Origin of the sequence: Dactylosporangium sp. NBC_01737, from assembly GCF_035963215.1 — a bacterium.
Lineage (GTDB): Bacteria > Actinomycetota > Actinomycetes > Mycobacteriales > Micromonosporaceae > Dactylosporangium.
This window is the reverse complement of sequence record NZ_CP109153.1, coordinates 12,320,879-12,345,868: the sequence shown is the minus strand read 5'-3', so window position 1 is coordinate 12,345,868 and position 24,990 is coordinate 12,320,879. Positions and strand designations below refer to the sequence as shown.

The 24,990-nt window shown below is 71.8% G+C and carries 21 protein-coding genes; 11 read left to right on the top strand and 10 right to left on the bottom strand.

Going from position 1 to position 24,990, the window contains the following annotated elements:
• The first annotated feature begins 1 nt into the window (after position 1).
• From OHA72_RS56920 to OHA72_RS56905, 4 genes are read left to right on the top strand one after another with little or no spacing between them, the layout of a single operon-like run.
• Positions 2-7,006: an SDR family NAD(P)-dependent oxidoreductase gene (locus tag OHA72_RS56920; RefSeq protein WP_327004438.1), complete on the top strand. Its 7,005-nt coding sequence runs from the start codon at positions 2-4 to the stop codon at positions 7,004-7,006.
• Complete coding sequence (locus tag OHA72_RS56915; protein ID WP_327004437.1) at positions 7,003-7,224, top strand: MbtH family protein; 222 nt, start codon at positions 7,003-7,005, stop codon at positions 7,222-7,224. The genes OHA72_RS56920 and OHA72_RS56915 overlap by 4 nt, the downstream gene beginning before the upstream one ends.
• On the top strand, positions 7,221-7,739 hold the full coding sequence (locus OHA72_RS56910; protein WP_327004436.1) for a flavodoxin family protein: 519 nt from the start codon (positions 7,221-7,223) through the stop codon (positions 7,737-7,739). The genes OHA72_RS56915 and OHA72_RS56910 overlap by 4 nt, the downstream gene beginning before the upstream one ends.
• Positions 7,736-8,215 carry a hypothetical protein gene (locus OHA72_RS56905; protein ID WP_327004435.1) on the top strand — a complete coding sequence of 160 codons (480 nt, stop codon included), beginning with the start codon at positions 7,736-7,738 and terminating at the stop codon, positions 8,213-8,215. Before OHA72_RS56910 ends, OHA72_RS56905 begins: the two co-directional genes overlap by 4 nt.
• Positions 8,216-8,238: 23 nt before the next feature.
• Here OHA72_RS56905 and OHA72_RS56900 read toward each other — a convergent pair whose 3' ends face one another.
• Positions 8,239-8,514: a hypothetical protein gene (locus tag OHA72_RS56900; protein WP_327004434.1), complete on the bottom strand. Its 276-nt coding sequence runs from the start codon at positions 8,512-8,514 to the stop codon at positions 8,239-8,241.
• A 406-nt stretch (positions 8,515-8,920) separates the two neighbouring features.
• Here OHA72_RS56900 and OHA72_RS56895 point away from each other — a divergent pair, with 406 nt between their 5' ends.
• Both OHA72_RS56895 and OHA72_RS56890 read left to right on the top strand, forming a co-directional pair.
• A complete protein-coding gene (locus OHA72_RS56895; RefSeq protein WP_327011865.1) occupies positions 8,921-9,190 on the top strand; it encodes an SHOCT domain-containing protein in 270 nt (89 codons plus the stop codon).
• A 93-nt stretch (positions 9,191-9,283) separates the two neighbouring features.
• Positions 9,284-9,922, top strand: coding sequence for a hypothetical protein (locus tag OHA72_RS56890; RefSeq protein ID WP_327004433.1), 639 nt, complete (start codon positions 9,284-9,286; stop codon positions 9,920-9,922).
• A 273-nt stretch (positions 9,923-10,195) separates the two neighbouring features.
• Here OHA72_RS56890 and OHA72_RS56885 read toward each other — a convergent pair whose 3' ends face one another.
• On the bottom strand, positions 10,196-11,734 hold the full coding sequence (locus OHA72_RS56885; RefSeq protein ID WP_327004432.1) for a DUF4389 domain-containing protein: 1,539 nt from the start codon (positions 11,732-11,734) through the stop codon (positions 10,196-10,198).
• 432 nt (positions 11,735-12,166) lie between these two features.
• Between OHA72_RS56885 and OHA72_RS56880 the strand changes: the two genes are divergently transcribed.
• Positions 12,167-13,153 carry a dihydroorotate dehydrogenase-like protein gene (locus OHA72_RS56880; protein ID WP_327004431.1) on the top strand — a complete coding sequence of 329 codons (987 nt, stop codon included), beginning with the start codon at positions 12,167-12,169 and terminating at the stop codon, positions 13,151-13,153.
• A gap of 57 nt (positions 13,154-13,210) precedes the next feature.
• Positions 13,211-13,669 carry a BON domain-containing protein gene (locus tag OHA72_RS56875; protein WP_327011864.1) on the top strand — a complete coding sequence of 153 codons (459 nt, stop codon included), beginning with the start codon at positions 13,211-13,213 and terminating at the stop codon, positions 13,667-13,669.
• A gap of 108 nt (positions 13,670-13,777) precedes the next feature.
• Here OHA72_RS56875 and OHA72_RS56870 read toward each other — a convergent pair whose 3' ends face one another.
• Positions 13,778-14,434, bottom strand: a complete 657-nt coding sequence (locus tag OHA72_RS56870) for a hypothetical protein (RefSeq protein ID WP_327004430.1) — start codon at positions 14,432-14,434, stop codon at positions 13,778-13,780.
• A gap of 497 nt (positions 14,435-14,931) precedes the next feature.
• Between OHA72_RS56870 and OHA72_RS56865 the strand changes: the two genes are divergently transcribed.
• Entirely contained in the window at positions 14,932-15,795 is an 864-nt protein-coding gene (locus OHA72_RS56865; RefSeq protein WP_327004429.1) for a slipin family protein, read from the top strand.
• Between the two features lie 211 nt (positions 15,796-16,006).
• Here OHA72_RS56865 and OHA72_RS56860 read toward each other — a convergent pair whose 3' ends face one another.
• Positions 16,007-16,231 carry a hypothetical protein gene (locus OHA72_RS56860; RefSeq protein ID WP_327004428.1) on the bottom strand — a complete coding sequence of 75 codons (225 nt, stop codon included), beginning with the start codon at positions 16,229-16,231 and terminating at the stop codon, positions 16,007-16,009.
• 414 nt (positions 16,232-16,645) lie between these two features.
• Here OHA72_RS56860 and OHA72_RS56855 point away from each other — a divergent pair, with 414 nt between their 5' ends.
• Complete coding sequence (locus OHA72_RS56855; RefSeq protein WP_327004427.1) at positions 16,646-17,500, top strand: universal stress protein; 855 nt, start codon at positions 16,646-16,648, stop codon at positions 17,498-17,500.
• Between the two features lie 175 nt (positions 17,501-17,675).
• Here OHA72_RS56855 and OHA72_RS56850 read toward each other — a convergent pair whose 3' ends face one another.
• Genes OHA72_RS56850 through OHA72_RS56835 form a run of 4 tightly spaced genes read right to left on the bottom strand, consistent with a single transcriptional unit; the run spans position 17,676 to position 20,047 of the window.
• The gene (locus OHA72_RS56850) at positions 17,676-18,425 is read right to left on the bottom strand and encodes a hypothetical protein (protein ID WP_327004426.1); all 750 of its coding nucleotides are present in this window, start codon (positions 18,423-18,425) and stop codon (positions 17,676-17,678) included.
• Positions 18,422-19,303: an ABC transporter ATP-binding protein gene (locus OHA72_RS56845; RefSeq protein ID WP_327004425.1), complete on the bottom strand. Its 882-nt coding sequence runs from the start codon at positions 19,301-19,303 to the stop codon at positions 18,422-18,424. The genes OHA72_RS56850 and OHA72_RS56845 overlap by 4 nt, the downstream gene beginning before the upstream one ends.
• Complete coding sequence (locus tag OHA72_RS56840; RefSeq protein WP_327004424.1) at positions 19,300-19,509, bottom strand: PLDc N-terminal domain-containing protein; 210 nt, start codon at positions 19,507-19,509, stop codon at positions 19,300-19,302. Before OHA72_RS56840 ends, OHA72_RS56845 begins: the two co-directional genes overlap by 4 nt.
• Before the next feature lie 55 nt (positions 19,510-19,564).
• Positions 19,565-20,047 carry a hypothetical protein gene (locus OHA72_RS56835; RefSeq protein ID WP_327004423.1) on the bottom strand — a complete coding sequence of 161 codons (483 nt, stop codon included), beginning with the start codon at positions 20,045-20,047 and terminating at the stop codon, positions 19,565-19,567.
• Positions 20,048-20,369: 322 nt separating this feature from the next.
• Between OHA72_RS56835 and OHA72_RS56830 the strand changes: the two genes are divergently transcribed.
• Entirely contained in the window at positions 20,370-21,584 is a 1,215-nt protein-coding gene (locus OHA72_RS56830; RefSeq protein ID WP_327004422.1) for an alpha/beta hydrolase, read from the top strand.
• A 29-nt stretch (positions 21,585-21,613) separates the two neighbouring features.
• Here the strand turns inward: OHA72_RS56830 and OHA72_RS56825 are convergent, their stop codons facing one another.
• Both OHA72_RS56825 and OHA72_RS56820 read right to left on the bottom strand, forming a co-directional pair.
• Entirely contained in the window at positions 21,614-22,075 is a 462-nt protein-coding gene (locus OHA72_RS56825; protein ID WP_327004420.1) for a Crp/Fnr family transcriptional regulator, read from the bottom strand.
• A 161-nt stretch (positions 22,076-22,236) separates the two neighbouring features.
• Positions 22,237-24,972: a cation-translocating P-type ATPase gene (locus OHA72_RS56820; RefSeq protein WP_327004419.1), complete on the bottom strand. Its 2,736-nt coding sequence runs from the start codon at positions 24,970-24,972 to the stop codon at positions 22,237-22,239.
• Positions 24,973-24,990 lie beyond the last annotated feature (18 nt).

Below are 24,990 nucleotides of genomic sequence, written 5' to 3'. Positions count from 1 at the left end.
CATGTCCGACGTACGTGCCCCGGCGCCCCAGCAGGACGGGGCGACCAGGACCCAGATCGAACGGCGGCTGGTGCGGGAACTCGCCGCGCGACTGAACGTGACGGCCGACCAGATCGACGTGACCCGCCCGGTCGCCACCTACGGCCTTCCGTCCGTGGAGATGGTCGGCCTGGTCGGCGAGCTCGAGGCGATGGTCGGCCGGGAACTGCCGGCAACACTCATCTGGCAATACCCCACGATCGAGGCCGTCGCCGCGTTCCTCGCCACCGACGGCAACATCCCTGCCGAGCCTGCCGACCCTCTTGGTGCGTCGGTCCGGCACGGCTCCGAGCAGCAGGCCGTCGCCGCGGAGCCGGTCGCGGTCATCGGGATCGGTTGCCGGTTCCCCGGCGCGGACGGCCCCGACCAGTTCTGGCAACTCCTGCACGACGGGCGCGACGCCATCACCGAGGTCCCGCCGGACCGCTGGTCCATCGCAGACTTCGTCGATGCGGACCCGGCGGCCCCGGGCAAGACGACCACCCGGTGGGGTGGCTTCCTCGACGGCGTCGACCGGTTCGATCCCCAGTTCTTCGGCATCTCGCCGCGTGAGGCCGAACGGATGGACCCGCAGCAGCGGCTGCTCGCGGAGGTCACCTGGGAGGCGCTCGACGACGCCGGCCTCGTGGCCGAGGACCTCGCCGGCTCGGCGACCGGAGTGTTCGTGGGCATCGCCACCAACGACTACGCGCTGCTGCAACTCGACGACTACACCCGCATCGACGCCCACTACGGCACCGGCAACGCCGCGAGCATCGCCGCGAACCGCCTGTCGTACCTGCTGGACCTGCACGGCCCGAGCATGGCCGTCGACACCGCCTGTTCCTCGTCGCTGGTCGCGGTCCATCAGGCATGCGCGAGCCTGGCCGCCGGCGACTGCACCCTGGCCCTCGCCGGAGGTGTGAACGTCATCCTCTCGCCCGCCCTGGCCATCAACTTCAGCAAGGCCGGGGCGATGGCCGCCGACGGCCGCTGCAAGTCCTTCGACGCCCGCGCCGACGGCTACGTCCGTGCAGAGGGCGCCGGCGTCGTGGTGCTCAAACCGTTGCGCCGGGCGATCGCCGATCAAGACACGATCTACGGCGTGATCCTGGGCAGCGCGATCAACCAGGACGGCCGCACCAACGGGATGATGGCGCCGAACCCGACGGCGCAGGAGGCGGTACTGCGCGCCGCGTACGCCGACGCGGGTGTGCGGCCCGACGCGGTGGGGTACGTCGAGGCGCACGGCACCGGCACGCTGCTCGGCGACCCGATCGAAGCCAAGGCGCTGGCCGCGGTGATCGGGCGGGACCGTGACCCGGACCGGCCGTGCCTCATCGGATCGGTCAAGTCCAACATCGGGCACCTGGAGGCCGCCGCCGGCGTTGCCGGACTCATCAAGACGCTGCTGGCGGTGCGGCACCGGACGATCCCGGCGAGCCTGCACTACGAGCGGCCCAACCCACACATCGCGTTCGGCGAACTCGGGCTCCGGGTCGTGACCGCGCCGCAGCCGTGGCCGGTCGAAGGGCCGGCGGTCGCCGGGGTCAGCTCGTTCGGATTCGGCGGGACCAACGCCCATCTCGTCATCGGCGCGGCACCCGCACCCGCACCGGTCCCTGCCGGTGACGACACCGACACGGATGTCCAGCTGCTCACCATCTCCGCCCGGACGCCGGCCGCCCTGCGCGACCTGGCGGCGCGGTACGGCCAGCAGCTCGCCAGGATCCCCACAACTCCCGGTGCCCTTGGATCGCTGGCTGCCGCTGCGGCGCTGCGCCGCACCCATCACGAGCATCGCCTCGCCTGCGTGGGCGGCTCCGCGCAGGAACTGCGGGAAGCGCTGGCCGGGTTCGCCCGCGCCGAGGACCGACCGGGCCTGTCCTGGGGTGCGCGGCGGGTCGGACGGCGGCCGCGCCCGGTGTTCGTCTTCACCGGGCAGGGCGCGCGATGGTGGCCGATGGGACCGGACCTGCTGCGGGCGTCCCCGGTCCTGACCGACACGCTGCAACGGTGCGACGCGGTGCTGCGCGAGCACGTCGGCTGGTCGCTGCTGGAGCAGTTGGCCGCGGGCGAAGGGTCCAGTCTGAGTGAACCGGCCGTCGCACAACCGGCGTTGGCCGCCGTGCAGATCGCCCTCGCCGCGCAGTGGCGTTCCTGGGGCGTGGAACCGGCCGCGGTCGTCGGGCACAGCGTCGGCGAGATCGCCGCCGCACACGTGGCCGGCGCCCTCGACCTCACCGACGCCCTGCGGGTCGCCGTGCACCGCGGCCAGGTGATCGGCCAGGCCGGCGGCGGAGGCGGCATGGCCGCGGTCGGTCTGTCCCTGCAACGCACCCGGGAGCTGCTCGACCGGCTCGGACCCGATGCGGTCTGGGTGGCGGCCAGCAACGCGCCGACGAGCACCGTGCTGTCCGGCGACGCCGTCCAGCTGGACCGGGTCGTCGCCGCGCTGGACGAGGACGGCGTCTTCGCCCGCCGGCTGGAATCGGTGACGTTCGCGTCGCACAGCCCGATGATGGCGCCGCTCAGCACCGAACTGGAACGCCGCCTCGCCGGGCTCCGCCCACATCCGGCGGCGATCCCGATGTGGTCGACCGCCACCGGCGCGGTCGTCGCGGGAGACCAACTCGACGCCGGATACTGGGCGCAGAACCTGCGCCGGCCGGTGCTGTTCGACCCGGTGGTCGCGGAGCTGGCGGCCGGCGGGCACGACACCTTCATGGAGATCTCGCCGCACCCGATGCTGCAGGAGGCACTCGGCGAACGCCTCGAACTCGCCGCGCAGGACGACGACACCGACGTCGCCGGTGCGGTGGTCGCGTCCGTCCGCCGTGAACGCGGCGTGCGGGCGGAGCTCCTCGCCGAGCTCGGCCGGCTCTACTGCGCCGGCTTCCCGGTGAACTGGCACCGCGTCCACGGGCCCGCCACGGCGATGGTTGCGCTGCCCGCCTACCCGTGGCAGCGGGAGCGGTACTGGCTGCAGGATGTCGTCGTCCGCCCGCGCCGTGCCGCCGACGGGCATCCGCTGCTGCACGGGCACCTGCTGGCTGCGGACGAACCGAAGGCACACCACTGGTCGGCCCGCATCGACCTTGACGAACTGCCCTACCTGCGGGACCACCGGGTCCGCGGGACCGCGGTGCTGCCCGCGGCCGCGATGCTGGACGCGGCGCTGGTCGCGGCCCGGCGGGTCGTCGGCGCCGACACGGTCCAACTGCACGACGTCGAGTTCGTGCGGATGGCGACCGTGGCTGAGCACGCCGCGGCGGAGACGCTGCAACTGGTCGTGACACCGGAGGCGGGCGCAACCGGGTCGTTCGAGGTGTACGGCCGGGACGGCGACGCCGCGGACACCACCTGGACCACGCTGACCAGGGGCACATACGGCGCGGCACCGGCCGAGCCGCCCGCGGAGATCCTGGACGCCGCCCGGTCCCGGTGCACCGGCATGCAGGATGTCGCCGCGCACTACGATCGGCTGCGGGCGGCTGGGCTCGAGTACGACGGTGCTTTCCGGGGCATCGACGCGCTGTGGCAAGGACCCGGCGAGGCCGTGGCGCGGCTCCGCGCAGCGGCCGGGCATACCGTCGGCGATGACGTGTACGCCGTGCACCCGGCGGTGCTGGACAGCTGTCTGCAGGTGCTGGCCGCAGCCGTCGGCGCCCAGGCCACGGACACCTACGTCCCGGTGGCCGTGGGCCGCTGCTCGCTGGTAACGGGCCGGCCCCGGCTGGGGTGGGCCTCGGCGAGCGTCACCGGCACCTCGACGTCGCCCGGCGATCCGCTCACCGGGCGGGTTGTGCTCTACGACGACACCGGAGCCTGGGCGGGTGAGGTCGACGGTCTGCTGCTGCGCCGGCTCGACGGCGCCGGCGAGGACAGCGTCGCCGCCACCGCGTTCGACGTGCGCTGGGTCGAGTCAGCACCGGACGCCGCCGCCCGGTCGGACGCCGCGGGCCGCTGGCTGATCCTCGCCGACGCCGGCGGCGTCGCGAACCGGCTGTCCGCGGCACTCACCGCCCGCGGCGCGAGCTGTGTGACGGTCCGGACCGGCCGCTCGCTGCGCCGCCTCGCCACCGACCGGTACGAGGCGGATCCGGGTAGCCGCGAGGACCTCGCGGCCCTGCTCCGGCAGCTGCGAGACGGTGACACCGGCGGCTGGCGGGGCGTCGTGCACGGCTGGGCGCTGGACGCGGGTCTCGACGACGGTCTCGACGACGCCGACGCGGCGCTGCAGGTGCGCTCCGTCGAGGATCTCGGCTGCGGCTCGCTGCTGCATCTCGTGCAGGAACTCGTCGCGGGCGGGCTCGGTGACGTGCCTCGTCTGCTGCTGCTCACCAGGGGCGCGCAGCGCGCCACCGACGCCGACGGGGTGCCACGCGTGGCCCAGTCCGCGCTGTGGGGCCTGGCCCGCGTGATCGCGCTGGAGCACGGTGAGCTGCACCCGGCGGTCGTCGACCTCGACCCCCGGCCCGTCGGCGACGAGACGGAGCAGGTGGTGGACGAGCTGCTGCGGGCGGATCCCGTGCCGCGGGACGGTCAGGTGTGCCTGCGGGCCGGTCGGCGCCTGCACCCCAGCCTGGTCCGCCGACCGCAGCCGGACGGGCATGGCGCGGTCGCGGACGACGCCACCGACCGGAGGCTGTTCGACGAGGCCGCGGACGGGAACTTCCAGCTGGTCGCAAGCGCGGCCGGGCTGGAGGGTCTGCTGCCGTCGCGGTGCGACCGGCGCCCGCCCGGGCCGGGTGAGATCCAGATCAGGGTCCACGCGGCCGGGCTGAACTTCAGCGACGTGCTCAAGGCGACGGGCCTGTACCCCGGCGTGAGCACCGCAGCGCCAGGCGTCGCGCTGGGCGCGGAATGCGCGGGCGAGGTGGCCGCGGTCGGCGCCGGGGTCGAGGGCTACGGCCCCGGAGACCCCGTGCTGGCGGTCGCCGCGGGCAGCTTCGCGGCATACGCGACGACGCCGGCGCATCTGGTGGTGCACCGGCCGGCGGGCCTCAGTCACGAGCAGGCGGCCGCGTGCCCGATCGCGTTCCTGACGGCGCTGCACGCCCTGGAGCATCTGGCCCGGCTCCGGCCCGGCGAACGGGTGCTGATCCACGCCGCAACCGGCGGCGTCGGGCTGGCCGCGCTGCAGGTCGCCGCACGCGCCGGCGCCGAGGTGTACGCGACGGCGGGAACCGAGCAGAAGCGGGACCTGCTGCGTTCGTTGGGCGTCCGGCACGTCATGGACTCCCGGTCCCTGCGCTTCGCCGGCGAGATCATGCGGGACACCGGTGGCCGCGGTGTCGACGTCGTGCTCAACTGCCTCGGCGGCGCCGCGCTGCGCCGCAGCGTCGCTGTGCTGGCACCCGGCGGCCGGTTCGTCGAACTCGGCAAGCAGGACATATACGCCAACAGCCACCTCGGCCTGGAACTGTTCAAACGCAACCGTTCGTTCTTCGCCGTGGACCTCGAAGCGTGTCTTGCCGATCAACCGGCGCATGTGGCCGAGCTGTTGCGGCGGCTCGGTGACGGCCTGGCCTCCGGGGCGTTCACGGCACCGCTGTCCACCGTGTTCGACCTGTCCGAGGCCGCGGTGGCGGGCACGTTGATGATGCGGGCCGGGCACATCGGCAAGCTCGTGCTGCGTCGTACCGGCGACGAGACGGTGCCGGCCGCGGACGGCCGGATGCCGGTGCGGCCCGACGCCACCTATCTCATCACCGGCGGCCTGGGCGCGCTCGGGCGGCGGACCGCGCGGTACCTCGCCGGACGTGGTGCCGGGCAGATCGTGCTGATGAGCCGATCGGAGCCGGCCGACTCGGTGGCCGCGGACCTCGACGATCTGCGGGCCGGCGGGGTCGCGGTGACGGTGTTCCGGGGCGATGTCACACGGGCTGAGGACGTGGCCGGGGTCATGGCCCTCATCGACCGCGACCTGCCGCCGCTGCGTGGGATCGTCCACGCGGCTGGGGTGCTCGACGACGGGATTCTCAGCGGACTGGACCGGCGGCGGCTCCAGGCGGTCCTGGCACCGAAGGTGGACGGCGGCTGGCACCTGCACCGCGCCACGATGCGCCGGGACCTTGACTTCTTCGTCCTGTACTCCTCGGCCGCGGCCCTGCTCGGCTCGCCGGGGCAGGGCAACTACGCGGCGGCCAACGCGTTCCTGGACGGGCTGGCGACCTACCGCCGGGCATGCGGGCTACCGGCCCTCAGCATCGACTGGGGCCCCTGGTCGGAGGAGGGGCTCGCGGCCCGGCCGGACCGCGCCGGTCAGCTGGCGGGCAGCGGGATCGCCGGGATCGCGTCGCAGGACGGCGTCGCCGCGCTGGACGCTGTGCTCGGGTCCAACTCGGCGCAGGTTGCGGTCCTTGCCCTGGACCGGGTGAGGCTTCGCGAAGCAGCCGCTCTGGGGTTGCTGCCCGACCTGCTCGCGGACCTGGCAGGCGTGCCTGAGCCCGCCGAGGTCGCCGAACCGTCCTCGCAGGTTCGGGACCGGATGCTCGCGGTGGAACCTGGGCGGCGTCGGCGGGACATCCTGACGTCGCATCTGCGCCAGACGATCGCGAGCGTGCTGAAACTGGATCCGGTTACCGTCGACAACGACGCGCCGCTGGCGGGCCTGGGATTCGACTCGTTGATGTCCCTGGATCTGCGGAAGCGCCTCGAGGGGACGTTGGGCGTCGAACTCCCCGCGACGCTCGCCTGGCGCTATCCCACCGTGGACGCGATCGTGCCGTTCCTCGCCGAGCGCATGGGTATCGCACTGGCACACCAGGACGGGGCGCCGGCGCAGGTGGGCGCAGCCGGCAAACCGGGTGACCGGACATCGGCCACCGTCGACGCAGCCGGAGGGTCCGCGCTGTCGGCCGTCCTGGACGACGCGCCGGACCTCTCCGGCGTCGACGACCTCGACATCGAGGCATTGCTTCTCGCGAAGATGGCAGCCATCGACGCACTCGACGACATGACATGGGAAGGACGGGCGTCATGAGTGGACCATTCGAGGACCCCAGCGTCAGCTACACCGTGCTGGTGAACGGAGAAGGGCAGTACAGCCTCTGGCCGTTGTTCGCCGCGGTTCCGCCGGGCTGGCTCGCGGCCGCGGCCGCCGGAACGCGGTCGGAGTGCCTCGCCTACGTGGAGGAGCACTGCACAGGCGGGCGGCAGGTTGCCGCGACGCCGGCGGGTCTGGACGGGGTGACGGCATGAGTGTGCTGATTGTGGTGGAGTCCGCGTTCGGCAACACCCTGATCGTCGCTCAGGCAGTCGCGGCCGGACTGAACGAGACGTCCGCGGCGGGTCTGGTGACCGTCGTGCGGCCCGGTGCGGCTCCGGCCGAGATCCCGGCCGGGCTCCGGTTGCTGGTCGTCGGTGCACCGACCCACGAGTACTCGCTGCCGAAGGACCAGACGCGCCAGCAGGCGGCAAAGCTCGGCGCAGTGGGCGGCGACGGCACCGGGATCCGGGAGTGGATAGCGCGGGTCGCGCCGCGGCCGGACCTTCGGGTGGCCACGTTCGACACGTCGGTGCGGAGCAGGTTCTCGTTCGGATCCGCATCGAAGGCGGCGGTCAAGGCACTGACCCGGCGGGGGTTCCGGGGTGCCGAACGCGGCCCGAGCTTCTACGTCACCGGCACCGCGGGGCCGCTCGCCGACGGTGAGGAGCAACGTGCCATGGACTGGGGCCGGCAGCTGGCAGGGTCGCTCCACGGACAGGAGGTGTGAACGCCATGCCGTTGCATGTCGTCATGGGGCATCTCGTGGTCGTCACCGCCCCGCTCGCCGCGGTGCTGGCGCTCGGCTACGCATGGCTGCCGCAACTGCGGGCCGGTATGCGCTGGCCCCTGGTGGTGATCGCGGCATTGAACGCGGCGCTGGCGTTCGCGGCCGGGACGACCGGCGCGGAACTGCTCAAAGACCTGGAGGGCCGTGCCGACGCGGCCGGCCAGGCGCTGCCCGCAGCGGTGCGGGCGCACACCGCCCAGGCCGACGCGCTGAGCCTCGTGTCGCTGGCGCTGCTGCTCGTGGTGCTGACCCTGGTCTGGTGGTTGCTCTCGCCGCGGCGCAGGCCGGGACCGGCGACGCTCGTCGGAGCGTGTCTGCTGACGGTATGCGTGTTGGCGGTCGGTTGGTTCACTGTGACGACCGTGCTCGAGGCGATGCGTGCGGTGTGGGCACAGCACGCGCTGTGGAGTGCGTGACACCGCCGCCGTCCGAGCGGGTCTCAGGTGGTCGGCGCCGCGGTCTGCATCGCCCGTAAGCGGTCGAGGAGGTCGCGGTGCCGGTACAGGAAAACCCGGTGGATGGCGGCGACCCTGGTGATCTCGGCGATGCTGACCGCGTGGCCGTGCGCCTCCGCGCGATCGAGTGCCGCGATGACGCGCTGACGCCGCTGGATGGTGTCCGCCACCCGGCTCGCAACCGCCGCGTCGATCTTGTGGTTCGCGGTTGCCGTAGTGCTGTGGAGTCCTGGGGCGTGTTCGTTGCCGTCGACGGTCATGGCAACCCTTCACGGGTGATCGGAGGACGGGCACCGCGCCGGTGCCACATGCTGAGGTTCCCGCGTGCCACGGCGGCCGGTCAGGGCCGGGATTCCCGAACCGGCAGGCCGTTTGGCCGTGGCGAGGCGCCGGCCTGGGGCCGAGGTCTCGGCGGCAGGTCCGGCGCCTCGTAAGCCACCGACCTCGGCCAGGCTGCCGACAGATACAGTCGCCACCGCCTCGCCCGCGCCTGCTGCGGCGCGCTCACATATGAAGGTTTCCGCGGGGTGGAGACCTTCGGCCCTGCCGGGCGTGCCGTCCGCCCGTACCCGGCTTGCATCGATGGGCGCACGGTGAAGGTGTCCCCACGACGGGGATCCCGGGTCGCAGCGCGCCGGCCCGACAGGTGGATGGAGGATCGCCGTGATGTACTGGGGCAATGGCATGGGTGGCTGGGGCATGCTTTTCATGTCCGTCAGCGGCCTGCTGTTCTGGGGTCTGATCATCGCCGGCGTCGTGGTGCTGGCACGGTCCATGGGTTATATCGGGCGGCCTCGCCCGGCGGGCGGGCAGACACCCGCACCGCAGCAGGTGCTCGCCGACCGGTTCGCCCGCGGCGAGATCGACGACGAGGAGTACACCCGCCGCCTGCAGGTGCTGCGCACCGCGCCCGGCGGCCACGGACCGGGCGGCTGATCCGGCAGGCGGCTCGCCTCGGTCATGGCGGCTGTCCGTCAGGTACCGGTTACGACGTGCGTTCGGCAGACCGACCACCCTGAGGGGCGACGTGTGACGGCCACCAGCAGGTACGTCCACGGTGCTGCCCGGTACCTGCATGCGGCACCGGCGCTGACCGCCGGTGTGCTCGGATGCCTCGGTGCCCAGCTGCTGACAGGCCGGCTGCTGGCCCACACCCACGACGCCGCGCACGGGATCGCCGCCGGTGTGCCGCACGTCCACGACCGGGTCGCCGCGTCCGCGCTAGCCGGATGCCTTGTCCTGGTCTCCCTGGTGGCTGCCGTCGCGGCGGCCGGGCGTCGCGGTGCCACCCGCGCGGCCGTCATGTGGGCGAGCGGGCTGTCGATCATCGCGTTCGTCGTCATCGACCGGGTGCCGCTCGGTGCCAGTACGGCGACGCGGCCGTCCTCGCCACTGCTGCTCGCCGGGATCGCCGCGCACGTGTGTATCGGGGGCCGGGGAAGGGCTGCTGTGGTGGCGCTGGCTCGAAGGCGTCCGCCAGCCGGCCGGGTCCGTCCCGCCCGATCGCGCGTCCGGGCCGCAGCGGAGCCGGGTGATGCATCGCTACGTGCGGTTGTGGCGACGCTGGTGGGCCTCGCCGATCGCCGGCCGCGCACCGCCGTGCCGCCCCGGGTGAGACAGCGAACCGCCGCCGGGGCGACGCACCCAGCGGCGACCCATCAACCCTGACGCCGGTTGCCCGCCGACCGGAGCCCTTTCGCTGGACGCGTCAGTCGCTGCCGCCCGTGAGACGGCCATCTGTGGTCGCGGTTGGTGCTGCACGGCGACGAACGAAACGGGAGCATCCATGGAATTCGACGATGACAACGACGAACCAAACCGCGTCCCGGGCTCAGGCGCGCTGATCCTCAGCGGGATGGCGGGCTGGTCGATGACCTGCCCGCCACCCTGATCGCATCGCACGTCCGGCCGCCTGTGCGGCGTCCTCCGACCGACCTTCGGTCACGGGGCTGCTTTCGGTGCGGTCGCTTCGGCCGTGCCGACCGGGGGGCCGGCCGTGGCTGTGCCCGTCGGTCCCGCAGGCGGCGTCGGGACGACCGCCGCCGGGGATCCACTGTGGTGCCGGCCCAGGCCGGAGGCCCCGCCGTAGATCAGTGCGAAGCCGATGAGGATGAACAGCCCGGCGGTGACCAGCAGGCCGCTGCCCAGCGGCACCAGCGCGGGGACGTTGACGCCCAGCTGGGCTCCGGCGGCGACCGAGAGGCTGCCGTCAGCGTTCGCCAGCACGAAGACGTAGCTGCCGGTCGAGGCAAGCGCATCCCATTCCAGCTGGATCGTTCCCGTCCCGCTGGTCTGGCTCACCCAGAACGTCTGGTCGCCCGGCCTGCTCAGCGGGCGCACATCTGCGCCGACGCGGCGGTAGGCCGCGGTGTCCCCTTGGCCCCAGGCCCGGGTGAGCTCGTCGCGGCCAGTGCCGGACAGCCACCGCTCCACGTCCGCAGCGCGGCCCACACCGAGGAACAGCGGCGTCTCGCCCTGCCCGGTCGCGGTGACCCGGACCTTGCCGAAGTCGCCCCAGCGCAACCGCCACGTGTCTGTGCCTTCGATCGTCACATCCGAGCTGGTCACCGCCGCGGTCGGGGTGGTCAGTGTCAGGCTGCTGGTGGTGGCGTAGCCGTCGGCGTTGCGGGCCGCATCGACGGTCAGCAGCACGCCACCGCCGAGACCTGCGACGAGACCGACCAGCATGACCAGCACGCCGACGCACAGCGCCAACACCCGGGTGATGGTGGCCGCGGATCCCGGTGCCGGCGTCGGCGGCGGGGGCTGCGGTGCCGTGGGTGAGATCCACGGCGCGACCGTGCCGGTTCCTGCCGGCGGAGGCGCGTCCCGATCCACTGGCTCGTCGCCGCCCTGGTCCAGCCGGAACGGTGGATACCGCCCGGTGAGCAGCGCGACGTAGGCGACCACCCGCAGGCCCCATCGGGCGACGCCGGTGAGCAGGTTGTAGAGGCCGCGCGGGTGCTCGCCGGTGACGGCCAGCCCGATGCCGGCGATCAGGACCGCGGCGCCGACGAGGCTGATCCGCGTCTGGGCGACCCAGCTCCCGTTGTCGTACACCTGCCAGGTGGAGCCTGCGATCGCGCCCAGCAGGACCGCGTGCGGCAGGGCGAGCAGCCAGGCGACCAGGGGCTGGTAGCGGGGAATACGGTCGGGGTAGTCGATGTACAGGTCCGCGGGGTAGTCCGGGTCCTGGGCGAGCTTGAACGGTGGGTACCGGTCGGTGCCGAGCACCTGGTAGCCGTAGTACCCGACGCGCCAGCTCCACCGCAGCACTCCGACGTTGAAGTCGAAGATGCCGCGTGGGAAGCGGCCGGTGAACAGTACGGCGATGTAGCCGACCAGTGTCATCGCGACGAAGGCCACCCACAGCACCGCCAGCACGATGTAGTGCGGAACGAGCAGCAGCCACTTGATCAGCCACAGCCAGCGGCTGGGTGCATCTGGCCGGGCGCGCACGTGAACGGGATATGCAGTCACGGCTCCTCCTCCGCCGTACATCACACGCCACGAGCCGCCAGATCGGCAGGGCCGGACCGCCCGGGGTCCAGGGGTCAATCGTCACTGGTCGCGGTCCGCATCCGGCAGTCGTGTCATCTGCGATGCCGGTCCGCCGCGCGTGCCAGTGCCGGAGGTCCCATACGGTTCGGGACGTTCAGCCGTAACGCCGTCCTGGGGGCTGTGCGAGGTTAGGGCATGCGGCACCTGCCGCGACATGGCGAACGAGGTGGAAGCGGTGAGCGCGAACGTGGTCCACGAGGCATCGGACCATCGGTCCGCCGCTGTCAGGACGGACCCGCACTCCCGTCCGGTTGCCCCTGCGGCGGGTGCCGTTCATCCGTGGCTGCCGCAGGGCGAGCCGGAACATGTGCGCCGCCGGCAGCCGGCCGCCGAAGGGTCGATAGGTGAGCCATGACAGACCTGCGCACCACCTACCTCGGACTGTCGCTGCGTTCGCCGCTCGTGGCGAGCGCGTCGCCGGCAACCGCCTACCTACACGGGCTGCTCGCGTTGCAGGACGCCGGCGCCGCGGCGGTCGTGCTGCCGTCGCTGTTCGAGGAGGAGGCGGACGAGACGACATGGCCAGACCCGGACGCCGTACGCCCGGATTCCCTGCCGGATCTGGAGTTCGAGGGCGGCGGTCCTGCCCGCTACGCGAAGCTCACCGCGAGCGCCAAGGCAGCATTGCACATCCCGGTGATCGCGAGCCTCAATGGCACGACGCCGAGCGGTTGGGTGTCGTGCGCACAGCAGCTGGAGCAGGCCGGCGCGGACGCAATCGAGCTGAATCTGTACGCCGTGGCCGCCGACCCGTGGCGTAGCGGCAGCCGTGTCGAAGAGGGGTACCTCGACGTCGTGCGCCTCGTGCGTGGCGCGGTGGAGGTGCCGCTGGCGGTGAAGCTCAGCCCGTATCTGTCGGCCACCGCGCATTTCTGCCGGCAGGTGGTCGAAGCAGGCGCTGACGGCCTGGTGCTGTTCAACCGCTTCTACCAGCCGGACATCGACCTCGACACGCTCGACGTGCGTCCACGGGTGGCATTGTCCGACCCCAGTGAACTGCGGCTTCCGCTGCGCTGGCTGGCTCTGCTCACCCCGGTCCTGCCGGCAACGTCGTTCGCGGCCACCACCGGCGTGCACTCCGGGCAGGACGCGGCAAAGGTGCTGCTGGCGGGTGCGGACGTGGTGATGATGGCCTCCGCGCTCCTGCGCCACGGCCCCGCATACATCGGCACGGTGGAGGCCGAACTGACCGCCTGGATGCTTCAGCGCGGATACGACTCGGTGGACGGCCTGCGAGGTCTTGCGCGGCGCGACCGGACGAGCGACCCCGCGGCATACGAGCGCGCCAACTATCTCCGCACGCTCGCGTCATATCGTCCACATTGGACATTAGGCTGACTTGTCGAGGATTGCCCCGGGGATGGTGAGATGGCTGCGCTTACAGTGCGGGACGTGATGACTCGCACGGTGCCGGTGACGGTCGCTCCGGAGATGTCAGTGCTCTCCGCCGCCCGGCTCATGGACGCGACGCGACTCGAACTGCTGCCGGTCGTCACCAGCGACGGGAAGTTTGTCGGCACCCTGACCCGTCATCAGGTCCGGCAGTCATGGTCGGCGCCGGACCGGGCTGGCCGTGACGAACTGGCCGGGCCGGTCCTGCGCAGGGTCCTGGCGCACACGGCGCCGCAGGTCCGGGTCGACGTGAACGATGGCGTCGTCACGCTGACAGGCTCGACTGATCGGCGTAGCACGGCGGAGATGGTGTCGGAACTCGCCCGTGCGGTGCCGGGTGTCGTCGGCGTCGTCGACCGGATCGCGTACGCAAACGACGACACCCACGAGCCGCCGCCGACACGGCGCGCCCCCCAATGGGACGTGGCTGGTCGGCCGGCGAGCGGAGCAAGCCGGCGTTGATCCGATGACAGCGTCAGCCGGCTGCTGCTGCCTCGCCGGGCCGCCACCGGACAGACGCCGTCGAACAGGGCCCGGTGCCATTGTCGGGGCAACGCGGGCGGTTGCGCCTCAGGACACCAGCAGCAGGTCCGGCTCCGCCTCCTGCGCGAGTGCCCTGGTGCCGTGATGCTCGGCACCGTCCGCTCCAGCGTGCCGATGTGCCGCGATCATCGCGCCGACGACGCCGGCGACGAACGCGATGCCGAACTCAGCCAGGAACCAGCCGGCAGCACTTCGCTTCATCGTGCCCTCCTTGTCCTCGGGACCCTCCCCCGCCAACATCGCCGTGACCGGCGGCACCATCGAGAGACATCGGTCCTGTCCGGCGGCGACCAGCAGGCCGAGCAGTCCTTTGCCGTCCGGCAGGTGGCCGACATTGCTCACCACGTCGGTGTCCATGCCGGTGTGCACGAATCGGGTCAGTCTGCCGCGGTCGACCACGCCGAGGGCGGCACAGCGGGCGTCGACCAGCTCCCGCGCGGCCTCGACCACGTGCCGCAGGACAGAGTCGAGACTGTCGGCGCGAGCCACAGCCAGGAACGCGCGCAACAGGCCACGCAACCGGCCCTGGGTGTCCTGCACGTCGCGCGCCCGCAGCATCAACTCCTCCAGCAGATCATCCAGCTCCAGCCGGGCGTCCTGTGAGAACGTCACCGCACCTACGGCATCCTCATCGAATTGCTCGGCGCTTGGGTGGTGCTGGTCATCGATCCCGAAGTCGCGCATGACGGACACATCCTGACCGCCGGCATCGACGCCGGCGAGCCGCGCACAAGTCTGGCAAATTCAAACTCCACCGGGCAGGCGACAGGGCTCCCGACGGACTGCCAAAGGCTGGGGCAGCACTCCCACGCTACCGCCTGCGCGCCTGGACGCGCCCGATCGGACGGCCGCGACGTGCGACAAGCGGCAGTTCGGCGCTGTCCGCCCCGGGCCGAGGGCGGCGGTCAGGTGAGCCGTCGCCTCGGGACCTTCGCCTCTGCCGGAACTGGTCCTCACGAGTGACGGTAGAGGCCTGGAAGGACCGTCAGACGTCGATCCCTCCGGCTGCAGGTCCGGCGAACAGGACGCCCATAGGCGGCGCGGTGCCGGACGTCGCAGCGGCGCGCGCTGACCGTGCGGCCGGACCGTTGGCGGACGGCCCGCTCGCCGGTCACCGCGCCGCACACCTACCGTGCCCGCAGGTCGCGGACCGGACGCGAACACCGAAGTGGAGCGCGTCAATGAACACCTTCGTCACCGTCCTCGTGATCGCGGCGGTCGTGGCCTTGCTGGTGCTGGCCCTCGCGGTCCGAATCGTCAAGCAGTACGAGCGGGGTGTGCTGTTCCGGCTCGGCCGGGTGATCGGCGCGCGGGAGCCTGGGCTGCGGCTGCTCATCCCGATCGTCGACCAACTGCACCGCGTCTCGCTGCGGATCGTCACCATGCCGATCCAGTCCCAAGGCATCATCACCCGCGACAACGTCAGCGTCGACGTCTCCGCCGTCGCCTACTTCCGCGTCGTGGACGCGACCAAGTCCGTCGTGGCGATCGAGAACGTCCACGCCGCGATCAACCAGATCGCCCAGACCACCCTGCGCAAGGTCGTCGGCCAGCACACCCTCGACGAAACCCTGTCCGAGACCGACCGGATCAACGTCGACATCCGCGAGATCCTCGACATCACCACCGTCGACTGGGGCGTCGAGGTCACGCTGGTCGAGCTCAAAGACATCCAGCTGCCCGACAGCATGAAACGCGCGATGGCCCGGCAGGCCGAAGCCGAGCGCGAGAAGCGAGCGAAGATCATCAACGCCGAAGGCGAGTCCCTCGCCGCCGCGGCCCTCGGCGACGCCTCCGACACGATGATGGCCCACCCCCTCGCCTTGCAACTTCGCAACCTGCAGAGCCTCGTCGAGATCGGTGTGGACAAGAACACCACGGTCGTGTTCCCCGCACCGTTGATGAGCACCATCGGCGAACTCGGCACCTTCCTCGCCCGCGAAGCGGCCGCCGCCTCCCGGCCGGTCCCCGCCATCACCCCGCCCACGGCCAAGACGGTCACCGCCAACGGCGGCGCCCAGGCGCGCGCCGACCTTACCGGGTGACACCGCAGCTGTCGCCCGGCCTGAGTTTCGAAGCACCACCGATCGGGTGGCAGCGCAGGGCAGTTCAGTTCACGTGGTACCGCGAAAAGACGCGTGCAGGCCGCCAACGACGGCCTGCACGCAGCCAGTCGGCCGCCCCGGCGATGAGGTCCCAGTGGCACAGCGCGTGCGGGCGGCGTGGTGCCGTTCGTCGGTTCCCGGGTAAGCGCGCTCAGCCGTCTCGGGCCTTGGCGATAGCACCGATGCGATACGGGATGGTGATGCCGCCGCAGATAACGGCAATCCCACCGACAACGCCCGCTGCGCCGAGCACGGTGTAGCTGTGGAGCAAGAGATCCGTGCCGGCGCTGATGATTGCGGTCCCGGCGACAACGACCGCTACGCCGAACAACGTGTAGTCGCCGGACAGGAGAGGCAAGCCGATCGTCTCGGACATGGCCGGCCTGGGTCTCTACGTGTCCGGTCGGTGTCTACATCGCGGTGTTCTCCGTGGTGCTCCTCGAGGTCTGATACGTACTGATCGCGTGGCGTCCGCATCACCCCGGACATGCCCGCCCGCCGGCGCCATCAGAAGGTTGGAGGTCAGGAATTCGCGCGCATGGACGAGTCCCGTGGCGGCTGCGACGCTGCTCGTCCTGCCGTTGACGAGGCCATCCGCTTCGTCCGGGCCGTTCGGCCCTGGCAGGTCTGCGCTGCCTCGGCAAGTCTCAATGTGTGACGACTGGTTCAGTGCCACGGGTCTGCGCGGTAGGCCGCCGTCTCACGACGGAGTGCGAGTGCGCGCTGGGGTGGACATGGTCGGCGCCACTCCCACCAGTTGAGGTCGAGACCTGATTGCGAGGCTGCCATGATGCGACATCGTGACCGTGCTGTGATTGTTGGAGTCGATGGGTCCGAAGCCGGTTTGGCTGCTGTGCGGTTCGCCGGCGCGGAGGCTGTGTTGCGCGGCAACCCTGTTGAGTTGGTGGCCGCTTTCCGGCCGCACCCGACGATGTGCGCCGGGCGGCGGCTTGGACGCCGCGCACCCGCCGCGCACCGCCGGCTCGTCGACGCCGTCGCCGCGGTGAGGGTCGGGCACTCGCAGTTGTCGGTCCAGACGGCGCTGGTGATGGGCGACCTTGCTGACACGCTGATCGCCCGCTCCGGTAACGCCGCCCTCGTGGTCGTCGCCGAAGGCGGCCCGACCAACGCCTGGCAGCGCATAGCGGGCCATTGCCTCGCGCCGGTCGTGCTGGTCCGGCACGGCTACCAGGCCGGCGGGCCGGTCGTTCTCGGCGTCGACGGGGTGACCCTTTCAGCAGCAGCGGCGGACTTTGCCTACGCGGAGGCGGCGCTGCGCGGCGTACCGCTGGTCGCCGTGCACGTCTGGACGGGATTGCCCGCCACTGGGCTGTCGACCGTCGATCCGTTCGCGTACGACCTCGCCGTGGCGCGGTCAGAGGCGGACCGGGTGCCTGCAGAAGGGCTCGCCGGTTGGTCGGAGAAGTTTCCCGACGTCCTGGTCGAGCGGCGAGTGGTGCTGGCCGCCAACGTGGGCGAGGAGCTGGTCCGGCAGGCGGCGGGTGCCGCCGTGCTCGTGGTCGGCGCACGGTCGTCCGAGGCTCGCAGCGACCTGCTCCTCGGCCCTGTCACCCGGTTCGCGATGCTCGGTGCTGCGTGTCCGGTGGCAGTGCTGAACCCTGTGCCGTCCGTGAGCCGCGTGTGACCACGCTCCAGTAGGACGTCGGGGGGTTTGGCCACCGCTCGCCACGTAGCCCCACGCATCCAGCGCCCGAGGCCGCGCAGGATGCCGAACCTTCTCGCTCCCCGACCGCAGTGGCGGCGCTGCGGCCGGCCATCGGTCGGCCGGTTCGTCATGTCATTCCGCGAACCTTGGCAGTTCAGAGTTCGCGGCGCCCGCCAAGGACGATCGCACCGGTGAGGGCTGCAGCGGTGCACGCGACGGTAACTGCGGTTGCCGGCAGGTAGGAGCTCGGTGCCGCGCCGCCGACAATGCCGGCCAGCGCGCCGGAGAGTGTCGTCGGCAGCCACCGTCCGACGCCGTCGACACCACCGACGATCGCCATGGACAGCAGGACGGCCAGCGTGACGCCGCTGGCGGCGAGGACACCGCGGACGACGGCAGTGGCCAGGGCGACCGCGGCGACCGCGAAGGCGAGGAACACCGCGCCGAACCCGATCCCGGCCAGCACTCTGGCCACCGGCAGCGGACCGAGCAGCACCTCCGTTTCGTACCAGGCGGCGAGCGTGCCGAGCAGTAGCGCCGCCACGGCCGCGCCGGTGGTAACCGTGTACGCGGGGATGATGACTGCCCGTACACCGGTGATGCGGGTGCGCAGGAACACCGCCATCTCCCGGCGCGCGTCGAAGGCGAGTGCGGAGGCGGCAATGAGGACGACCACGAGCACGCCGATCTGGGAGGCGTTGCCGGCGAACTGGGCGATCCCGTCGGCCGGTGTGGGGTCGGGCAGCTCGACGCGTACGCCGTCGGTGTTCAACGAGCCGAGGATCTCGCTGAGGTACCGCGCGGTCAGCGGCCCGGTGAGGCCGAAGAACACGTACACGCCCAGCAGCGCGACCAGCCGGCGGGTCCGGGTCAGGCGCAGCCATTCGAGGTGCCAGAGGCTCATGAGGTCAACTCCAGGAACACGTCCTCGAGGTCGGCGGCCCGGGGCGCGAGGCTGATCACCCGTGCGTCGCAGGCGGCAAGGACCTGCGGCAGCCGCAGTTCGGCCTCGGCCAGTGACCGCACCCCGACGAGCAGGGACGGTCCGGCGTGCTCGTCGACGCCGGTGACCCACACCTCGCGGCGCAGCCGGTCGACCACCGGACGCACCGGGTCGCGCAGGCGCACGTGGTACGCCGGAACGGCCCGGCCGACGAGCAGAGCGTCGAGGGTGCCCTGGTACAGCAGCCGGCCCGCGCGGAGGATCCCGACGGTGTCGCAGACCTCCTGCACGTCGGCCAGGATGTGGCTGGACAGCAGCGTGGTCGCCCGCACCCGCAGCTGCCCGATGAGGTCGAGCACCTCGCGCCGTCCGGCCGGGTCGAGCGCGGACGCCGGCTCGTCGAGCAGCAACAGCTCCGGGTCGCCGACCACGGTGGCGGCGAGGCCGAGGCGTTGCAGCATGCCGCGGGAGTAGCCGCCGACCCGCCGGTCGGCAGCGTCGGCCAGGCCGGTGTCGCGCAGCACCACGTCGACGCGGGACGCGGGCCCCTCCGGGGCAACGAGGTGCCGGGCGAGGGCGACCACCTCCCGGCCGGTGAGCCATGGGTCGAACTGCGGCGTGTCGGGCAACAGCGCGACCCGCCGGCGCGACCGTCCACAGTACACGGTGCCTGCGGTCGGGCGGCGCAGGCCCGCCAGGATGGCCAGCAGCGTGGTCTTGCCAGCCCCATTCGGCCCGACCAGGCCGTAGACGGCGCCTTCCGGCACAGCGAGGTCGACCGCGTCGAGGGCGACATGGCCGCCGTATCGCTTGGACAGCCCGGCAGTCGTCAGGATCATCGTTGATCCCTGCCGATCAGCAGGTACACGATTCCGCCGACCGGAATCGACGCGACGCAGATGAGTGCCCACACCCACTTCGGCAGATAGCGCACAGTGGACCGGCTCAGGTCGTACAGGCAGTATCCGGCGAAGCCGATCGCGACGATCGCGATCGGGGCCAGGGCCGCGATCGGTACCGAACCGGTGGACGCGAGGATGACCATGGCACCAGCGTCCACCGCCGCGGCCGGCCGGCCCAGAGGCGAAGGTCCCGGCCGGTCACCGGAGCGCGTGCTGACCGGAGCCACCGGGACCAGGGTGACCGAGCCGTTCGACCGCGAGGCGAACCAGCGTCACGGCGTGCACGGGCACGGCGATGCCGCTGCCGGCCAGTGCCACGACCAGCAGGGCCCGTGTGGCGGCGCCCCAGGGCAGTGTCGAGGCGCCGAAGTCGAAGGGGAACACCTGCCAGATCCGGACGAGCACGACGATGCTGATCGTCGTCGTGGTGAGGTCGCCGAGGTGTTTCACCCCCGGTCCGTCGGCGAAGACGTACACGGTGTTGGCGACGATGCCGGCCAGCAGCGAGAGGTTCACCAGTCCGATCACCTGTGTCGTCGCATCGGTCAGCGGCGAAGCGGCCTGCCACCCCGGGCGGACATCGAGCAGGTACATGATGACGAGGTTGACGATGACGGCGACGGCGTAGCCGAACCGTCGCGCAGCGATGCCCGGCCGCCGGCCCCGTGCTTCGGACGTCATGGCGGTACTCCTCTCGTGCGTGTATCCATTGGGCTGCCGGACCTCGCGGACGCCGGGGCGTCTCACGTCCCGTGCTGAGCGTCCCCCGCAGATCCCGGCGGTACCAGGGCCGGTTGACTCGTTCTGCATGCGCGAGTCCGTGGCGTCGCGATCTCAGTCCGGCTGCGGCTGATGGCATCCAGCGGCTGGGACCTTCGGCCTTGCGCAAGCGCGCCTTCCGGGCGCAGCGTCGATGCCGGGACTGGTTGGCACAGGGGTAGGGCAGGAGGCCATCATGACCTCATCGGCGGGCACGGGAATGCCCGCGGCTCAGCGGCTTCGGATGCGAGACGTGCTGACGGTCGCCGTCGTAGCCGTGGGCGGGTCCATCGGGGTACTGACCGGCCGGGACGGGACGCCGATCTGGCAGGGTGTGCGAGTCCTGATCACCGTCGCGGCCACCGCGGCGGCGATCTGCGTCATCCGCCGCGGAGCCGACTGGCTGTGCGGCCTCATTGCATTCCTCACCGGCGTGGCCGCCGCCGCGACGGGGGCAGGGTTCGGCCTGCCGCACCTCGCCAAGACCGGCTGGTCAGCAGTCACGCTCGCCGGTCTGGCCGCGCTCGGTGCAGGTGCGGTCCTCCTGGTCGCCGGCGCGGGCATCGTCGTGCGCCGCACGCACCGGTGGTGGCGACTGCTGGTGGCGCCGGCACTGCTCGCCGTCGTGTACGTGTCGTTGTGGTCAGGCGTCCAGGCGGTGGCCGCGACGAATGTGCCAGCCACCGCCATCGGCTCGGCCACGCCAGCGGACCGGGGTCGCACCTATCAGGACGTGCGGCTCCAGACGCCAGACGGGGTCCGCCTGTCGGGCTGGTACCTCCCGTCGACCAACCGGGCCGCGGTCCTGCTCGTCCACGGCGCCGGGTCCACCCGCTCCGACGTGCTCGCCCACGCCGTCGTGCTGAGCGGGCACGGATATGGGGTGCTGCTCTTCGACGCGAGGGGACACGGACGCAGCGGCGGCCGGGCGATGGACTTCGGCTGGTACGGCGACGAGGACCTGGCCGGCGCGGTGGCGTTCCTGCAGTCCCGGGCGGACGTCGACAGCGACCGGATCGCCGCGATCGGCATGTCGATGGGCGGCGAGGAGGCGATCGGCGCGGCCGCGACCAACACCGGCATCCGCGCCGTCATCGCCGAGGGCGCCACCACCAGGATCGCCGCGGACAAGGCGTTCCTGCCCGACGTGTACGGCGTCAACGGCTGGATCCAGCAGCGCGTCGACGCTTTGACGACGGTGTGCACGGACCAGCTCACCGACGCTGGCCCGCCAGTGACGCTCCGCGCAGCCGCATCCGCCGCGGCCCCACGGCAGTTCCTGCTCATCACGGCCGGCGACGTGCCCGACGAGGCGCACGCGGCCCGCCACATTCAACGGGGGAACGCCAACGTGCAGCTCTGGGAGGTCCCGAACACCGGGCACACCAAGGCGCTGAGCACGCACCCGGACGAGTGGGAGCAGCGAGTCGTCGCGTTCCTCACCGGTACGCTCACCTGACGGTCGCGGACCTGGTGTCGTCGTGACGGTCATCCCGTTTCGGCGTCCAGGTCGAGCATCCGCATCCGGGTTGCCTGCATGCGTTCGACGACCACCTCGATGAGCCGCCTGGTCAGCTCGTAGCCGAGCTCCGGTTCCGCGGCGCACATCGCGCGGATGCCGGCACCGTCGAAGCTGATCGCGGGGACGGGGGTCTCGGCCGTGGCGCCGAAATGCCAGCGGTACGGCGGGAACATCCACGACCAGCCGAGCACCTGCCCGGGCCCGATCGTCTCCAGCACGACGTCGCCCCGGCCGGGCAGGTGCGTGTCGAGGTTGACGAGTCCGTCACGGATGAGCCAGAACCGGTCGGCCCGGCCACCCTCGTTGAAGACGCGGGTGCCGGCGTGGAACGTGACACGATGCGAGTAGTGCGCCATTCGCTCCAGGAACCGGTCCGGAACACCGGCCATGAACGGATGCGCCGAGAGCAGATCGTGTGCGGTGATCATCGAACTCACCTCCGCCTGGTGTCGTGGTGCCTGCGTCCAGCCAACCGGCCTGATCCGCATCTGGGTAGAGGCTTGGGCCATGCAAGCCCGGGACTTACGGCCCTGTGACGCTCCGGGTGGGCAAGTCGACAACACGGTCGTGCATCGACGTGATCACGGTGTCACCGTCGGGCGTCGCGGTGGCGCATCCACGCCCGCCAGGACTCGTCGGCGCCCCAGACAACGAGCGGGAACGGCAGGAGCATCAGCAGCTGCCGCCAGTCCGGCAGCGCGGTGCCGAACAGGTCCTGCAGAACTGGCAGCGTGACCACGGCGGCGGAGAACGCGACCTCGAAGGCGACCCCCCACAGCAGGAGCCGGTTGGTCAGGACGCCGACCGCCCGCAGTGACGCGGTCTGGGTGCGGGCGGCGAAGGCGGTGCCGATCTGGCAGGCGACGATGCCGAGGAACGACATGGTGGTCGCCTGCTGCCACACGTGGTGCAGCGGCGTGCCGGGGCCGGTGGGGGCGCCGAGGTGCCACCCGCCGGACTGCAGGGTGGCGAAGAATCCGGCCATGACGAGCGCGGCCGAGACGAGCCCGAGCAGCCCCCAGGCCCGCCACAGCATGCGCCCGTGGATGACGTTCTGGCCGCGGGTGCGGGGCGGGCGGTCCATCAGGCCCGGTTCGGCCGGCTCGCGACCGAGGGCGAGTGCTGGCAGGGTTTCGGTGCCGAGGTCGATGGCGAGGATCTGCAGGACGGTGAGCGGGAGCGGCACGGCCCCGCCGGACAGCGCGAAGACGAGGAACGGCACGATTTCCGGTGTGGCGTGGGCGAAGATGTACAGGATGAATTTGCGGACGTTGTCGTAGACCCGCCGTCCCGCCTGCACGGCGGTGACGATCGTGGCGAAGTTGTCGTCGGTGAGGACCATGGTGGCCGCCTCGCGGGCGACGTCGGTGCCGGCCAGGCCCATCGCGATGCCGATGTCGGCGCGGCGCAGGGCCGGCGCGTCGTTGACGCCGTCGCCGGTCATGGCCACAACGTGGCCCTGCGCGCGCAGCGCGTCGGCGATGCGCAGTTTGGCCTCCGGTGAGCTGCGGGCGAAGACGAGCTCCCGATGGTCGGCGAGCATCCGGTCCAGTTGCTGCTCGCTCATCGCGTCGAGCTCGGTGCCGGTGACGACGGTCGGCGCCACGCCGCCGATGCCGACTCGCCGGGCGATCTCAGCCGCGGTGAGCGCGTGGTCGCCGGTGACGACCATGAGCCGAATCCCGGCGGTGTGGCACCGCGCGACGGCGCCGGCGACCTCGGGCCGCGGCGGATCGAACATCGCTACAACACCGAGCAGGGTCAGCTCCTGCTCGGCCTCCTCGCGGCGGTCCGGGACCGCGTCACCGGGCAACCGCCGCTCCGCGACGGCCAGCACCCGCAGCCCGCGCCCGGCCAGCTCCTCCACGGTCGCGGCAACGCGATCCCGGTCCGCGGGTTCGATGATCCGGTCGCCGGCCGCGTCCGCGACGCGCGTACAGAGCGGCAACAGTTCCTCGGGTGCTCCTTTGGTGTGCAGCCACAGCGCACCGTTGCGGACGTCCACCGTGGACATCCGGCGCAGGGCCGGGTCGAAGTGGAACTGGCGGCGCTGATCCCGGCCACGGTCGCCGCCGCGGTCCGGTCCGCCGAGCGCGGCGACGGCGTGCAGCAGGGCGAGTTCGGTCGGGTCACCAGTGGCGGTTTCCGGGTCTTGCAGGTCCAGGGTCGCGTTGTTACAGGCCCAGCAGGCCAACGCCAGCCTCGCCGCGACGGGCAACGCCGTGACGATACCGTCCGGCTCGAGGTCGATCACCTGTGGCAGGGTCCAGACGGTGGTGACCCGCATCCGGTTCATGGTCAGGGTGCCGGTCTTGTCGGTGCAGATGACGCTGGTGGAGCCGAGGGTTTCCACCGCGCTGAGCCGCTTCACGACCGCGCCGCCGCGGGCCAGCTCCCGCACGCCCATGCCCAGGGCCAGGGTGATCGTCGGCAGCAGGCCTTCGGGTACGTTGGCGACCAGCAGCCCGATGGCGAAGCTGAACGCCGCGGCGAGACTGAGATGCGCTGCCAGGGTGCCGAGCGGCAGGAACGCGATTCCGACGGTCACCGCGACGAGCGCGATCAACCATGCGACCCGTTTGACCTGCGTCTCGAGAGGACTCTCCTCGCGGCCGACGCGCTGGGACAAGGCGGCGATCCGGCCGAGTTCGGTGCGCATCCCGGTGGCGACCACCAGTGTCCGTGCCTCACCACCGGTGCAGGTGGTGCCGCTGAACAGCAGGTCTCGTGCATCCAGGACCGGCCCGGCGGCGGGCGCCTGGTCCGTCGATCGGTACGCCGGCAACGACTCGCCGGTGAGCGTGGACAGGTCGACCTCGACGGCGCCGGAGATCAACCGGGCGTCGGCGCAGACGCGTTCGCCCTCCTCGACGACCAGCACGTCGCCGGGCACCAGATCCCTGGCGGCCACGGCGGTGTGCCGTCCGTCGCGGATGACGTTCGCGTGCTGCGGCAGGTACGCGGCGAGCGCCTCGACGGCACGTTCGGCCTGCTGCTCCTGCACGAACGCGAAGAGCGCGTTGACCACGACCACTGCCACGATCGCGATACCGAGCGCGGTGCTGCCGGACACCAGGGCGAGGGCCGCGGCGAGCCACAGCAGCAGCGCGAGCGGATGGACCAGTTGCGTGGCGAGTTCACGCCACCAGCGCCGGCCGTCGTGGCGGGTCAGTTCGTTCGGTCCGTACACCACAAGCCGGCGCGACGCCTCCCGTGAGGACAGCCCATTCAGCCCGCAGCGCAGGTCGCGCGTGAGCAGGTCCAGAGGTTCGCGGGGGTCCTGGGCCGCCATCGCGCCGGACCCGGCGGTGGTCATGCTGGTCATGTGCTGCTCCGTTTCCGC

Bases quoted from the DNA above. Each gene is read 5' to 3' on its own strand.
- OHA72_RS56855 (WP_327004427.1), top strand. From the start codon at position 16,646: ATGCGACATCGTGACCGTGCTGTGATTGTTGGAGTCGATGGGTCCGAA.
- OHA72_RS56840 (WP_327004424.1), bottom strand. From the start codon at position 19,509: ATGGTCATCCTCGCGTCCACCGGTTCGGTACCGATCGCGGCCCTGGCC.
- OHA72_RS56880 (WP_327004431.1), top strand. From the start codon at position 12,167: ATGACAGACCTGCGCACCACCTACCTCGGACTGTCGCTGCGTTCGCCG.
- OHA72_RS56865 (WP_327004429.1), top strand. From the start codon at position 14,932: ATGAACACCTTCGTCACCGTCCTCGTGATCGCGGCGGTCGTGGCCTTG.
- OHA72_RS56850 (WP_327004426.1), bottom strand. From the start codon at position 18,425: ATGAGCCTCTGGCACCTCGAATGGCTGCGCCTGACCCGGACCCGCCGG.
- OHA72_RS56900 (WP_327004434.1), bottom strand. From the start codon at position 8,514: ATGACCGTCGACGGCAACGAACACGCCCCAGGACTCCACAGCACTACG.
- OHA72_RS56845 (WP_327004425.1), bottom strand. From the start codon at position 19,303: ATGATCCTGACGACTGCCGGGCTGTCCAAGCGATACGGCGGCCATGTC.
- OHA72_RS56920 (WP_327004438.1), top strand. From the start codon at position 2: ATGTCCGACGTACGTGCCCCGGCGCCCCAGCAGGACGGGGCGACCAGG.
- OHA72_RS56870 (WP_327004430.1), bottom strand. From the start codon at position 14,434: ATGCGCGACTTCGGGATCGATGACCAGCACCACCCAAGCGCCGAGCAA.
- OHA72_RS56820 (WP_327004419.1), bottom strand. From the start codon at position 24,972: ATGACCAGCATGACCACCGCCGGGTCCGGCGCGATGGCGGCCCAGGAC.
- OHA72_RS56915 (WP_327004437.1), top strand. From the start codon at position 7,003: ATGAGTGGACCATTCGAGGACCCCAGCGTCAGCTACACCGTGCTGGTG.
- OHA72_RS56895 (WP_327011865.1), top strand. From the start codon at position 8,921: ATGTACTGGGGCAATGGCATGGGTGGCTGGGGCATGCTTTTCATGTCC.
- OHA72_RS56875 (WP_327011864.1), top strand. From the start codon at position 13,211: ATGACTCGCACGGTGCCGGTGACGGTCGCTCCGGAGATGTCAGTGCTC.
- OHA72_RS56910 (WP_327004436.1), top strand. From the start codon at position 7,221: ATGAGTGTGCTGATTGTGGTGGAGTCCGCGTTCGGCAACACCCTGATC.
- OHA72_RS56825 (WP_327004420.1), bottom strand. From the start codon at position 22,075: ATGATCACCGCACACGATCTGCTCTCGGCGCATCCGTTCATGGCCGGT.
- OHA72_RS56860 (WP_327004428.1), bottom strand. From the start codon at position 16,231: ATGTCCGAGACGATCGGCTTGCCTCTCCTGTCCGGCGACTACACGTTG.
- OHA72_RS56835 (WP_327004423.1), bottom strand. From the start codon at position 20,047: ATGACGTCCGAAGCACGGGGCCGGCGGCCGGGCATCGCTGCGCGACGG.
- OHA72_RS56830 (WP_327004422.1), top strand. From the start codon at position 20,370: ATGCGAGACGTGCTGACGGTCGCCGTCGTAGCCGTGGGCGGGTCCATC.